Below are 12,565 nucleotides of genomic sequence, written 5' to 3'. Positions count from 1 at the left end.
CTTCGCCGTCCTGGCCGTGGCCGGGCAGATCGAGCGCAACCACATCCGGGAGAAGACCCTCGAAGGCCAGGCCATCGCCGCGTCCGAGGGCAACCGCGGCGGACGGCCGAAGGTCATCGACGACGACATGCTCACCCTCGCCGTCGCGCTCGAGGACAAGGGCATCCCCGTCCCCGAGATCGCGAAGAAGCTGACCATCAAGACCGGGAAGAACGCGGGCAGGTCCCCGTCGGTCGCCTCGCTCCACCGGGCCCTCGCGGAAGCCGAGGCCACCGCGGCCGACGACGGCCTGTCCCTGCGGCCCAAGCCCGCACGCATCCGCCGGCCCGAGGACCCGCTCACCCCCGAGGAGAGCGACCTCCGCGAACGGCTCCAGGCCCAGCCCCACCGAACGCCGAGATGCGGTAGGCCCGCCCACGGCCTGAGGTGCCGCAACCCTGTCACCGATCCCATGATCACCGGCTTAGCGTCAACCGCTGTGCCCCAAGGCCGAGGCAGGCCCGGTGACGGCGCTCCGCTCTCCTGCAGGGCCCTTCGCAGACCGTCCTCGGCGGAGGCGCCCCGGGGCCGGGCCGCCGTGTACTCCTCGTCGCCCAGGGCCGTGCGCACCCGGCGTTCAGTGGTGACATGGGTGTCGTGAAAGGGGCGCAGGCCGGACGTCTCCACGTGTGTGCGGGGCGACACGGCGGAATGGTTCCGCTCGGCACGGCGGTCCGGGGAGCATGGTCGCGGACACCAAGGGCCGGGGCCGCGCCGTTGTCGGGGGACGCGACCGGGCCACGCCATCCGGGGGGATGCCATGAACACAGCCGTACACACACGAACGACGGGCAGGGGACGCGGGGTGCTGGAGGGGGCGTTCGCGCTGCTGGAAGCCCTGCGGCAGTACGGCGACGAGGCAGGAGTGACCGAACTGGCGGTCGCTTGCGGAGTGCCCAAGAGCACGGCCCACCGGCTGCTGGAGCAGCTGGTGGCCCTGGGGGCCGTGGAGCGCCGTGGCCTGCGCTACCGGCTGGGCGCGCAGCTCTACCGGCTCGGCCAGGCGTGGCAGCCGCACCCGGGGTTGCGCGTGGCGGGACGCCTGCCGCTGCACCGGCTGAGGGCCGCCACCGGAGGCAGTGTGGTGCTGGCGGTGATGCGCGAGGAACAGCCCCTGACGGTCTGTTCGGTGCCCGGCCGGGTGGAGCCACTCGTGCCGGTCCGTAACGGCGAGGCGTTCTCGCTGGACACGGCGTTGGGCAAGGCGCTGCGGGGCCCGGTGCGCAGCGGCGCCGTACTGGACCGGGAGGATGTGATGGCCGGGGTCTGCTGCGCCGCGCTGCCGGTGCGGTCCCCGGCGGGGGCCGTGGTGGGGGCGGTGGCCGCGATGGTCGAGGCCGGTCGGCAGCTGGAGACGGTGGCGGGCCGGGTCGCCGAAGCGGCCGCCGCCGTCACCCGCGCACTGGGCAGGGCCGGGATCGAGGTGCGTCCGTGAGGGCGCGTCCGGCCGCGTTCCGCTCAGTGGAACGCGCGTAGATACGAGGCGGTGGCGGCAGGCAGGGTGGATGCGTACCGGGGGACGGTACGGGCCTCGCAGGACGACAACGACACGGGGCCACCAACTCATCCAAGGGGGAACCAACCATGCGTGGAATCGCTCGAGTGGCCACGGCCGCTCTGTTCTCACTGGGCAGCGTCGCCGGATTCGCCGGGACGGCCCAGGCCGAGCCGATCGACTACGTCCGCATCGAACTGCTGGAGCTGACCTGTCACCAGCAGAGCGAGGGCGATCACGACGAGGCCTACCTGAAGGTCACCGACGCCAACGGCAACGCCGTCAAGGTGTGGCCGGGAAGCCTCAAGTACCAGACGATGGGCGCGGGTTACGTCCGGTCGATGACCGACGGCAACGGCAAGGCGGCCCTCGTCCTCGGCAAGCAGCAGGCGCGCACCATGACGCTGTGGGACTACGACACGACGAGCGGCGACGACAAGCTGGGTTCGACGCTTGCGACGGGCAGTGAGGCGGGTGCCGAGATCCAGTACCGCTCGCTCGAGGGGTCCGGCGGCGTCTACACCATCGCCTACCGGGTCATCGACATCTGACGGTCTCGGCGCCCTCGCGTCGACGGCCTGCCGGGTGGGTGCTCCCCACCCGCCCGGCGACGAACCGCACGCCCCGTCGGCGCGATCACCGGATGGGGCGTGCGGTTCGTCGGTCGAGGCACGGCACGCGCGGCGCGAAAAGGCTCGGCACCGCACATCCGGCTCCGTCGGCCGGAGTTGTGGTGCCGAGCCCTACGGCGTAACGCCGCTGCGGAGGAACGCCCCTCACCGACGGGAAGCCGCCGGTGAGATCCGGGTGCCCGACGGCCACGGCAGGAAGACCGAGCTTCTGGAGCGGATCGATCCGCGGATCCCTCCGGTGGAAGTCGACCAGGACGGATCCCGTGATCTGGCGCTCCCTCCACCAGCGCTCCTGGAGGGTGATCTCCTCCTCCAGCGAGCCCACCAGGCGCAGCAGCAGGGAGCAGTCGCGTTCGGCGAGCACGCTCTCGATGCCGGAGATGAACTCCATGTAGAAGGGTTCCAGGCCCAGCAGCCGGGCGGGCCGGCAGATGGCGAGCCCGACGGTGTCGACCGACTGCCGCGACAGGCTGCGGGCGGACGAGTTCGGCGCCCAGCCCAGTTGGCGGGCCGCCGCGAGGATACGGTCCCGGGTGGCCTCGGAGACTCCCGCCTTGTGGTTGAACGCCAGCGACACCGCGCCCTTGGACACACCGGCGGCCGCGGCGACGTCCTTGATGGTGACGCGTCCGGGAGGTGTGCCGGGGGCGCCGGGCGTGCTCGGTGGTCTCGAGGTGCTCACACCGGTTCCACCAGGACGGCGGCACGCTCGACTCGGTCCTGTCGTGGTTCGGGGTGGGCACCGACCACGCCTGGCTGGGCGACCCCGAGTCGGCCAACACCTCGCTCGCCGGGGTGCCCGTATGGCGCTTCACCGGCCTGAACTTCGTCCTGTTCCTCGGCGCGATCCAGTCGATCCCCGGCGAACTGTACGAGGCCGCCCAGCTCGACGGCGCGACCCGTTGGCAGCAGTTCCGGCACATCATCGCGCCGGGCATCCGGCCCGTACTGAGCCTCAGCGTCATCCTGGCGATCTCCGGCTCGCTGGCCGTCTTCGAGATCCCGTACATCATGACCGGCGGCGCGACCGGGACCTCGACCTTCGTCATCCAGACGGTCAAGTTCGCCTTCCAGTTCGACAAGACCGGCCTGGCATCGGCCTGCGCCGTGGCGCTGCTGGCGATCATCCTGCTGATCACCTGGCTCCAGCGCCGCATCGTGCCCGACGAGAAGGTGGACCTCGTATGACCCTCACCGCCCCCGGGGCGGCCCCGGCGCCGGCCCCCGCCGACGGTCCGCCGCGCCGCCGGCGCCCCGCCATCGCCACCCCACTGATCTACCTGTCGCTGGTCATCGCCTCGGTGGTCGTCCTGCTCCCCCTCCTCGTGGTGTTCCCGACCTCGCTGAAGTCCTACGGGGAGACAGCGGACGGCCGGGGCGCGCTGGCCCTGCCGGACGACTGGCTGAACTTCGCGAACTACGTCACGGCCTTCAACGACGGTCACCTGCTGACGGCCTTCGGCGACACGGCCTTCATCCTGCTGTTCTCGATCACCGGCACGGTGGTCATCGGCTCGATGACGGCGTACGCCATCGACCGTTTCGACTTCCGCTTCAGGAAGCCCGTCATGGCCCTGTTCCTGATCGCCGCCCTGGTCCCGGGCGTCACCACGCAGGTCGCCACGTTCCAGGTCGTCAACAGCTTCGGTCTGTTCGACACCCGCTGGGCGCCGATCCTGCTGTACATGGGCACCGACATCGTGTCGATCTACATCTTCCTGCAGTTCATCAGGGGCATTCCGACCTCCCTGGACGAGGCCGCGCGACTCGACGGCGCCAACGCCTTCACCGTCTACCGCAAGATCATCTTTCCGCTGCTGAAGCCGGCGATCGCCACCGTGGTCATCATCAAGGGCATCACGACGTACAACGACTTCTACATCCCGCTCCTCTACATGCCCTCGGAGGAACTCGGCACCATGTCCACGGCGTTGTTCCGCTTCAAGGGCCCCTTCGGCGCCCACTGGGAGAACATCCCGGCCGGCGCGGTCCTGGTCGTCCTGCCGACCCTGGTGATCTTCCTGTTCCTCCAGCGCTACATCTACAACGGCTTCGCCCAGGGGGCGACGAAGTAACGCCCTGCCGGAACGCCGCGGGGGCGGACCGGTGGCGCGGGGAAGAGCCCTGCCGAGCGAGCCGGCCCCGCTCCCCGGAGGGCCTCATGAGTGTGGGGGCAGCCTCCGCGGCTGCCCCCACCCGGTGCTCGTAGGGTTACTCCGGCACCGCTCCCAGCGTCTTCAGGACGCCGTACACGCCGACGCACAGGATGGCCACGCTGCTGATGACGAGGGCCGCGGTCAGCCACCCGTTGGTGCGGAAGCGCTGCGGCACTCCGGTGCAGCGCAGCCGCCAGACGGCGACGACCACGGCGAACAGGAAGATCCCGCCGCCGATGCCGCCGATCTGGACCATCAGCACGGGCGACTGCATCCACAGGAAGAAGCAGGTCCACAGCAGCGGCAGGGACCAGGTGAGGATGCGGATGGTGCGGGTGCGGGCGCGGACGTCGGTCCAGTCGATGACGCCGAGCAGGCCGAGGGTGTTGGTCCACAGCCGGGGCACGGAGGCCGTCGAGCCGATGAGGGTGGAGAAGAGGACGGCGAAGGCCCCGAAGAGGAACAGGTACTCGGCCCAGGGGCCCATGGTGTCGGTGTAGATCCGCGACAGCGTGGTGATCATCTCGTTGCCCTCGGGCACGAGGCCCTGCGGGTGGAGCACGGCCGCGCCGATGACGTAGAAGGACAGGGTGCACAGCACGCAGACGGCCAGCCCGGTGAGGGCGTCCAGGCGCATCACCTTGATCCAGCCCTCGGCGCGGCGGGCGCGCTCCTCGGTGCCGTCGTCGGGACCGGTCCAGCGGGCGTAGCCCTTCTCCATGCACCAGTAGGTGTACGTCGTCATCTCGTCGGCGCCGACACCGGTGATGCCGAAGACGGCCAGGGCGATGCCGACGGTGCCGGCCGGGATCTCGAAGCCGAAGCCGCTGCCCAGTTCGCTCGTGCCGTAGCCGAACCCGGTGCCGGGCAGGCCGACCGCGAGGCTGACGGTGACCAGGGTGAAGACGATGACGGAGAACAGACAGGCGCGTTCCACGAGGCCGTACTTGCCGGACTGCAGCAGCAGGATGGCGGCGACGGTGACGACGACGGCCCAGAGTGCCAGGGAGCCCCAGCTCAGGGGTTCGCCGATCACCGGCCACAGCACCGAACACGCGGCCGCCGTACCGCCGATGATGCCTCCGCGCTGGAACATCTTGGCGAAGTCCATGCCGATCCACAGCCAGTTGATCCAGCCGAGCCGGCCGATGCGGGGGCCGACCTCGCGGTAGCCCTCCAGTGCGGTGCGTCCGTTGAGGATGGTCCATTGGGCCAGTTCCATCTGGACCCAGATCTTGACCGCGGTCGAGACGATCACGAGCCACAGCAGTGCGAAGCCGGCCTGGGCGCCGAGCGCGGTGGTGGTGATCAGTTCTCCGGAGCCGACGACGGCGGCCGAGAGGACGAAGCCGGGGCCGAGGTGGCGGAACCGGCCGCGGAAGTTCTCGGGCGCCGGGCGTGCGTCCTCGGGGCGCAGGGCGTACGGATCGGCCGGCGCGTGCTCCGCCGCGGGGGCGGGGGCGGTGGTGGACATGGCGGTGTTCCTTTGCTGGTTCCGGCGCCGTCGCCGGAGCGGAAGGCAGAACAGGACAGGGGTCCCGGGGGTCGGGGACGGGCAGTGGGGGGTGACGTGGTGGGCCGGAGGGCGGCGGGGTGGGCCGGCCGGCCTCGTCATGGACGTACGGGGTGCGGTACGGGGTGCGGGGTGCGGAGCCTGAGGCCCGGTCAGCCGGCCGCGTGGTGCGGGGGTTCGCCGGCGAGGACGCGGAGGATGTCCTCGGCGACCATCAGCCCCATCGCGCGGTTGGCCTCCGGGGTGCAGGCGGCCATGTGCGAGGTGAGGGTCAGGTGCGGGGCCGTGCGCAGGACGTGGCCGGCGGGGAGCGGCTCGACGGCGAAGGCGTCGAGCGCGGCGGCGGCCAGGTGCCCGGAGTGCAGCGCGGCGGCGAGCGCGGTGTCGTCGACGAGGCCGCCGCGGGCGGCGTTGACGAGGATCGCGCCGGGCTTCATGGCGTCCAGCCGGGCGGCGTTCAGCAGTGGTTCCCCGGCGGGCGGCGGGAGGTGCAGGGTGACCACGTCGGCGTGCGCGAGGAGCGTGTCCAACGCGGCGGGTTCGGCGTCCGCCCCGGTCACGGCCTCGTCGGGGAGGTAGGGGTCGTGGGCGAGCACCCGCATCCCGAAGGCCCGCGCGTAGCCGGCGACGAGCCGCCCGATCCGGCCGAAGCCGACGACGCCGATGGTCCTCCCGTGCAGCTGCGGGCCGAAGAGTTTGGGCCAGCCGCCCGCGGTGACGGCGGTGTGGGAGGCGCTGATCCGGCGGGCGGCGTCGAGCACCAGCCCGAAGGTGTACTCGGCGACCGCGCGGGAGTTGGAGCCGGGCGCGCAGACGACGGGGATGCCGCGGGCGCGGGCGGCGGCGAGGTCGATGGTGTCGGTGCCGACGCCGTGCTTGGCGATGACCTTCAGCCGCGGGGCGGCGTCCATGACCTCGGCGGTGACCTGGTCCATGCCGGCGAGGAGCGCGTCGGCGCCGGCGACGCGCCGCAGGAGTTCGTCGTGCGGCAGGGCGCGGTCGTCGTACGGGCGGACCGGGCCCGCGCCGCCGTCGGCGAGCAGGGTCCAGGGGTCGTCCGAGTGGCGGGCGAAGGTGGGGGTGGTGACGAGCGTGGTGCGGCCCGGTGTGCTCATGCCCCGCTGCCCTTCCGTGCGGCGTCCAGGTGCGCGGTGGCGACCTGCTGGAGGTGGACCACGTCGGCGGCGACGGACGCGAAGGTGAAGCCCTCGGCGAGCCGGCGGGCGGCGCTCGCGCCGTCGCCGTTGTGGATGCCGGCGGCGATACCGGCGGCCTCGGCGGCCACACGGACGCGGATGAGTGCCTGCTCGAACTCCTCGGCGACACCCGGGTCCGTGGAGGTCCGGCCGCCGATGGCCAGGCGCAGGTCGGAGGGGCCGACGTAGATGCCGTCGAGGCCCGGGGTCGCGCAGATCTCCTCGACGTTCGCGAGCCCGTCGGCGGTCTCGATCATGGCGAGCACCGCGGTCTGCTCGTGGGTGTCGGCCGGGTCGGGGCCGATCCGCAGCTGGGCGCGCATGGGGCCGTAGGAGCGGCGGCCGTGCGGGGGGTACCGTACGGCGGCGACCGCGTCGGCCGCGTCCCGGGCCGTGTCGACGAGCGGCACGATGACGGCGGTGGCGCCCGCGTCGAGCGCACGGCCGATGTACGTCGGGTCGTTGGCCTCGACACGGACCACGCCGACGGCGGTGGAGCCGCGGGTGTCGGTGGCGATGAGGTTGTTCAGCAGGCCCTGGTAGCCGAAGAGGCCGTGCTGGGCGTCGAAGGCCAGGTAGTCGTATCCGAGCCGGGCGAGGCGCTCGGCGGCGACGGGCGAGTCGAGCAGCGACCAGTAGCCGATGAGGCGCTGGCGGTCGCGCAGTGCGGCGGCGAAGTGCGCGGCGGTGGTCATGGGGAGTCTCCGGACTGCTGGATGCGGCGGGACGGCGGGGCCGGGTCGGGACGGCGGGGTCGGGACGGCGGGGTCGGGGCGGCGGGGCCGGGTCGGGGCGGCGCGCCGGGCGGGTCAGCGGTTGTAGGCGGGCATCGGGCCGCGCAGCGCGGAGCCGACGGCGTCGCAGGCGGCGGTCACGTCCGCGGGCAGCGGGCCGGCCTGCGCGGCGGCGATGTTGGCCCGCAGGTGTTCCGGCCGGGAGCCGCCGAGCAGGAGCGCGTCGGTGGAGGGGCGGTCCAGGAGCCAGCGCAGGGCGAGTTCGGTGAGCGGGAGGCCCGCCTCGTCGGCGATCGCGGTGAGCTCGGTGACGGCGGCGAAGAGGTCCTCGTTCCAGTAGCGCTGCCGGTACATCGCCGCGAGCCTGGAATCGCCGAAGCGGCCGGTGGCGGGGTCGGCCTCGAAGCGGTGCCTGCCGGTGAGAAGGCCGCCGCCGAGAGGGTTGTAGACCATGGTGCGCAGCCCGCTCACCGCCGCGTACTCGACGTACTCCTCCTCGACCCTGCGGGCGAGGAGGTTGTGCAGCTGCTGGGCGACGACGGGGCGCGGGGCGCCGACCTCGTCGGCGGTGCGGGTCAGCTCGGCGATCTGCCAGGCGGCGTGGTTGGACACGCCGAGGGCGCGGACCTTCCCCTCCGCGACGAACTCGGCCACGGTCGCGAGGGTCTCGGCGAGGGGGGTGCGGCGGTCCGGCTGGTGCAGGTAGAAGAGGTCGACGTGATCGGTGCCGAGCCGCTCGAGGCTGCCCTCGAGGGCGGCGCGCAGGCCCACCGGGGACAGCGGGGCGTGCTCGCCCTGGTCGGGGTGCGGGATGCCGGCCTTGGTGGCGAGCACGATCCGCTCCCGGCGTCCGGGCAGCAGTCCGGCGAGGAACCGCTCGCTCTCACCACCCGCGTAGCCGTTGGCCGTGTCCACGCCGGTGAGGCCGGCGTCGAGCGCGGTGTCCAGCATGGCGGCGGCACCCGCGCGGTCGACGGTGTCGCCGAACGTCATGGTGCCCAGGACCAGCCGGGAGAGCGGTACGGGGACGTGCGGGAGCTCGATTCCCTGCGGGCTGTCCTGCGGGCCGGGGCGGGTGCCGGTGCTCACGAGCGGTTCCTTCCGGTGCGGCTGCGGCTGCGGTGCCGTTCGTTCCGTCGCTTTGTCGGTGCGTCGGTGCGGCTTCACGGTCACGACTGTGCGGCTGTGCGGCTGTGCGGGGCGACGGTCGTTCGTCGCAGTGGGGGAACGCTCGCACGACTGCGCGTTATACGCAAGAGTCTCGCGCGAATCGCGCAAGCTGTGTCATCATCGGGGCACCGCGGAGGCCGGATCACCGGACACCGCGCAGCCCGTGCGCACCGGTGCCCGGGTTCGGTGGAGGAGGTTCGCGTGTGCCGTCGGGACGACACCTCGGTCGTTGCGCTCGCCGACGATCTGTCGGGGGCGGCGGAAGTGGCCGCGCTGCTGCGGCTGCCCGCGCGACTGACGCTGCACGCCGCGGACCTGGCCGTACCTGCCACCGCCGGTGAGTCGGTGGTGGTGGACCTCGACTCGCGCTACCTCGACGAGGACGCCGCGGCCACCGCCGTGCGGACCGCACTGGCCGGAGCCGAGTCCGTCTCGCGAACCTGGCCGACCGGCACCGGCGCCGATCCCGGAACGCCCCGTGCGGCCGGCCCACAGGAAGCAAGGTCTCGCGCGTTTCGCGCAGTCAACTCCCGCGCAGAACACGGCCGTACGCTCCCGCCACTCCGGACGCTCTGGTACAAGAAGTGCGACTCGCTGCTGCGCGGACCGGTCGGCGCGGAGGCCTCGGCCTTCGCGGAGGGGGCCGAGCTCGTGGTGATCGCGACGGCCCTGCCCGCCGCGGGACGCGTGGTGCGCGACGGTGTGGTCCTGGTCGACGGCACGCCGCTGCACGAGAGCGCGGCCTGGCGTGCCGAGAAGCGTGCCGCGCCCCGGTCGGTCGCCGAGGCCCTGGCACCGCTGCCGACCGAGGGCGTACCGGCCGAGGCCGTACGGCGGGGACCCATCGCGCTCGCCGGACTGTTCCGGGAGGCGGCGGCGCGCGGGCGGCACCCCGTGTGCGACGCGGAGACCGATGCCGACCTGGCGGTGATCGCCGCGGCGGCGGCGCTGCTCGGCCCGGGATGCCGGCTGCTGGGCAGCGGCGGACTGGCGGCCGCGCTGGGCCGCCGCATCGCCTCGCGCACACCGGGGGCCGCACCGGCGTCGGCGTCCGGCCTCTCCGGGCGGGCGGCCGCCGCCCCCGCCCCCCGCCCTCTCCTCGTCGTGGCCGGTAGCGCGGAACCCGTCGTGGCCGAGCAGGTCGCACGGCTGATGGCCGCCGGGGCCCGGCACATACGGCTGCCCCCCTCAGAACTGGCCGGCCGGGCCCCCGTCGTCCTGCCCGAGCCGCCGCCCGGCACGGTCACCGTGCTCTCCGTGGACGGTTCCGACGGTGTACGTCCCGATGCCGCACGCCGGATCGCGGCGGGGCTGGCACGGGCCGTGGCGGCGCTGCCGGGCCGCCCGGACCTCGTCCTGACCGGGGGCGAGACGGCCCGCCGGGTCCTTGACGCGGTGGGCGTGACGACGCTGTGGCCCGTCGGCGAGATCCATCACGGTGCCGTGCACTGCAGGACCGCGGACGGCCGCTCGGTCGTCACCCGTCCCGGGAGCTTCGGCGGCCCGGACTCGTTCCACCGCATCGCGGCGGCGCTCCGCCCCCGCCTCCTGTCCCCGCCTCCTCCCCCACCCCTGTCACCGCCCTCTCCCCGCTCGCCGGCCCCGTCCGCCGCGGCACCCTCCCAGCAAGGAGTCACCCAGTGAACGCGCAGCAGCCCCTCCCCCTCATCGGTCTCACCATGGGCGACGGCACCGGTATCGGCCCCGAGGTGATCGTGCCCGCGGCGCTGGACGCCGCGACGCTGGGCCGGTGCCGGCCGGTGGTGGTCGGTGACGCCGCACGGCTGCGGGAAGCGGCCCGGATCCTCGGGACCGACTGCGAGATCGTGGCCGTGCCGACGCCGGCGGACGCCGAGTTCGTACCCGGCCGCATCAACGTGATCGACCTCGGACTGCTGCCCGCCGACCTGCCCTGGGGCGTGCTGTCGGCGGAGGCCGGCAACGCCGCGTACGAGTACGTCAGGCGGGCCGCGGAACTGGCCCTCGCGGGAGAGATCGACGGCATCTGCACGGCACCCCTCAACAAGGAGGCCCTGCACGCCGCCGGGCACGTCTATCCCGGCCACACCGAACTGCTCGCGCACTTCACCGGCGTGGACGAGGTGTCGATGATGCTGTCCACCGAGAAGGTGAAGGTCATCCACGTCACCACCCACATCGGTCTGATCGACGCGGTCAACCGGATCGAGCCCGGCCTGGTCGAGCGGACCGTGCGCCGCGGCCACGAGGCCCTGATCCGCACCGGGCTGGCCGAACCCGTCATCGGCGTCTGCGGCATCAACCCGCACGCGGGCGAGAACGGGCTGTTCGGCTACGGCGAGGAGGAGGAGAAGATCGTCCCGGCGCTGGAGAAGGTGCGCGAGGACGGCATCGACGCCCGCGGCCCCCTCCCCGCCGACACCGCCTTCTTCCTGGCCGTCCGCGGCGACTACGACCTCATCGTGGCGATGTACCACGACCAGGGCCACGGCCCCGTCAAGGTGCTCGGCATCGAGGCGGGTGTCAACCTCACCGTCGGCCTCCCGGTCATCCGCACCTCGGTGGACCACGGCACCGCCTTCGACATCGCCGGTACCGGAAAGGCCGAGGCCGGTAGCATGATCGAGGCGCTGCGGCAGGCCGCCGAGATGTCCACCGCCCGCTGAACCGACGTACCGCGAAGGACACTTGATGCCGCCCACCGGATCCCAGGCCCGGCGCGAGGAGATCCTGCGACTCGCCACCACCACCGGCCTGGCCAGTGTCGAGGAGCTGTCCCGGCACTTCGGCGTGACCGCCTCCACCATCCGCCGCGACCTCGCCCGCCTCACCGCCGACGGCCGGCTCGCCCGGACCTACGGCGGCGCGATGGCGCTCAACGCGCATCCGGAGGCGTCGCTGCGCCAGCGCACCGGGGAGGCGTACGCGCAGAAGCGGGCCATCGCCCGGTGGGCGGCGGCGCAGGTCCAGCCGGGCGAGACCCTGCTCCTTGACGCCGGGTCGACGATCGGGGCGCTGGCACACGAGCTGCGCACGGCGCAGGACCTCACGGTCGCCACCACCGGTCTGACGGCACTGCACGAGCTGGCGGACGTCGAGTCCGTCCATGTGGAGTGCCTCGGCGGCACGTTGCGCCCGCTCAGCCAGGCCTTCGTCGGCCCGCTGACGGAGGCGGCGCTGGAACGGATGACGTTCGACCGCGTCTTCCTGTCCGCGGACGGCGTCACGGCGGACGGCGGGATCTGCGAGGCGGACCTGCGCCAGACCCGCCTGAAGGAACTGATGGCCCGCCGCGCCACCCACACCTACGTCCTGGCCCACGCGGCCAAACTGGGCCGGGCCCCTTTCCACGCATGGGCCACCCTGTCCCCCGGCTGGACCCTGGTCACGGACACGACGGCAGCGGACGCCGACGTGGCCGCCTTCAGGGAACGCGGCACACGAGTGGTCCTGGCCGATCCGGTGGAGGAGATCCCGGCCGACGCCCGGCCCGCACCGCCGGAACAGTCCTGACCGGTTTCACCGGCCTCGGGGTTCCCCGAGATGCGGGGAGAGCCGGCAGCTGGCCTGATGGGTCTCATGAGAGGAGTCCGTGGACTGCCGCTGACCGGCCGGGCGCACCGGGCAGGTCTTACGGGCATGCGCCCGTCA

General features: G+C 73.0%; 10 protein-coding genes and 3 pseudogenes. 8 read left to right on the top strand and 5 right to left on the bottom strand.

Going from position 1 to position 12,565, the window contains the following annotated elements:
* The 3 genes and pseudogenes from ACFWVE_RS20780 to ACFWVE_RS20770 form a co-directional block, all read left to right on the top strand.
* Positions 1-640: pseudogene (locus ACFWVE_RS20780) on the top strand (hypothetical protein); the annotation flags it as partial.
* A 159-nt stretch (positions 641-799) separates the two neighbouring features.
* Positions 800-1,474 carry a helix-turn-helix domain-containing protein gene (locus ACFWVE_RS20775; protein ID WP_384015979.1) on the top strand — a complete coding sequence of 225 codons (675 nt, stop codon included), beginning with the start codon at positions 800-802 and terminating at the stop codon, positions 1,472-1,474.
* A gap of 149 nt (positions 1,475-1,623) precedes the next feature.
* Entirely contained in the window at positions 1,624-2,085 is a 462-nt protein-coding gene (locus tag ACFWVE_RS20770) for a hypothetical protein (RefSeq protein WP_384015977.1), read from the top strand.
* 226 nt (positions 2,086-2,311) lie between these two features.
* Here the strand turns inward: ACFWVE_RS20770 and ACFWVE_RS20765 are convergent.
* Positions 2,312-2,848: pseudogene (locus ACFWVE_RS20765) on the bottom strand (LacI family DNA-binding transcriptional regulator); the annotation flags it as partial.
* Between the two features lie 5 nt (positions 2,849-2,853).
* Here ACFWVE_RS20765 and ACFWVE_RS20760 point away from each other — a divergent pair.
* Positions 2,854-3,354: pseudogene (locus tag ACFWVE_RS20760) on the top strand (carbohydrate ABC transporter permease); the annotation flags it as partial.
* Complete coding sequence (locus tag ACFWVE_RS20755) at positions 3,351-4,241, top strand: carbohydrate ABC transporter permease (protein ID WP_384015976.1); 891 nt, start codon at positions 3,351-3,353, stop codon at positions 4,239-4,241. The pseudogene ACFWVE_RS20760 and the gene ACFWVE_RS20755, both read left to right, overlap by 4 nt.
* 136 nt (positions 4,242-4,377) lie before the next feature.
* Here ACFWVE_RS20755 and ACFWVE_RS20750 read toward each other — a convergent pair whose 3' ends face one another.
* The 4 genes from ACFWVE_RS20750 to ACFWVE_RS20735 all read right to left on the bottom strand — a co-directional run bounded on the left by ACFWVE_RS20750 (position 4,378) and on the right by ACFWVE_RS20735 (position 8,854).
* Positions 4,378-5,796, bottom strand: coding sequence for an Nramp family divalent metal transporter (locus ACFWVE_RS20750; RefSeq protein WP_384015974.1), 1,419 nt, complete (start codon positions 5,794-5,796; stop codon positions 4,378-4,380).
* A gap of 191 nt (positions 5,797-5,987) precedes the next feature.
* Positions 5,988-6,950: a phosphoglycerate dehydrogenase gene (locus tag ACFWVE_RS20745; RefSeq protein ID WP_384015972.1), complete on the bottom strand. Its 963-nt coding sequence runs from the start codon at positions 6,948-6,950 to the stop codon at positions 5,988-5,990.
* Entirely contained in the window at positions 6,947-7,726 is a 780-nt protein-coding gene (locus tag ACFWVE_RS20740) for an HpcH/HpaI aldolase/citrate lyase family protein (RefSeq protein WP_384015970.1), read from the bottom strand. Before ACFWVE_RS20740 ends, ACFWVE_RS20745 begins: the two co-directional genes overlap by 4 nt.
* A 114-nt stretch (positions 7,727-7,840) precedes the next feature.
* Positions 7,841-8,854 carry an aldo/keto reductase gene (locus ACFWVE_RS20735; RefSeq protein WP_384015969.1) on the bottom strand — a complete coding sequence of 338 codons (1,014 nt, stop codon included), beginning with the start codon at positions 8,852-8,854 and terminating at the stop codon, positions 7,841-7,843.
* A 282-nt stretch (positions 8,855-9,136) separates the two neighbouring features.
* Between ACFWVE_RS20735 and ACFWVE_RS20730 the strand changes: the two genes are divergently transcribed.
* Genes ACFWVE_RS20730 through ACFWVE_RS20720 form a run of 3 tightly spaced genes read left to right on the top strand, consistent with a single transcriptional unit; the run spans position 9,137 to position 12,427 of the window.
* Positions 9,137-10,579, top strand: a complete 1,443-nt coding sequence (locus ACFWVE_RS20730) for a four-carbon acid sugar kinase family protein (RefSeq protein WP_384015968.1) — start codon at positions 9,137-9,139, stop codon at positions 10,577-10,579.
* Entirely contained in the window at positions 10,576-11,580 is a 1,005-nt protein-coding gene (gene pdxA / locus ACFWVE_RS20725; protein WP_384015967.1) for a 4-hydroxythreonine-4-phosphate dehydrogenase PdxA, read from the top strand. The genes ACFWVE_RS20730 and pdxA overlap by 4 nt, the downstream gene beginning before the upstream one ends.
* 25 nt (positions 11,581-11,605) lie before the next feature.
* On the top strand, positions 11,606-12,427 hold the full coding sequence (locus ACFWVE_RS20720) for a DeoR/GlpR family DNA-binding transcription regulator (protein ID WP_384015965.1): 822 nt from the start codon (positions 11,606-11,608) through the stop codon (positions 12,425-12,427).
* Positions 12,428-12,565 lie beyond the last annotated feature (138 nt).

The organism is Streptomyces sp. NPDC058632 (genome assembly GCF_042717095.1).
GTDB lineage: Bacteria > Actinomycetota > Actinomycetes > Streptomycetales > Streptomycetaceae > Streptomyces.
This window is presented reverse-complemented; position numbering and strand designations above follow the sequence as displayed.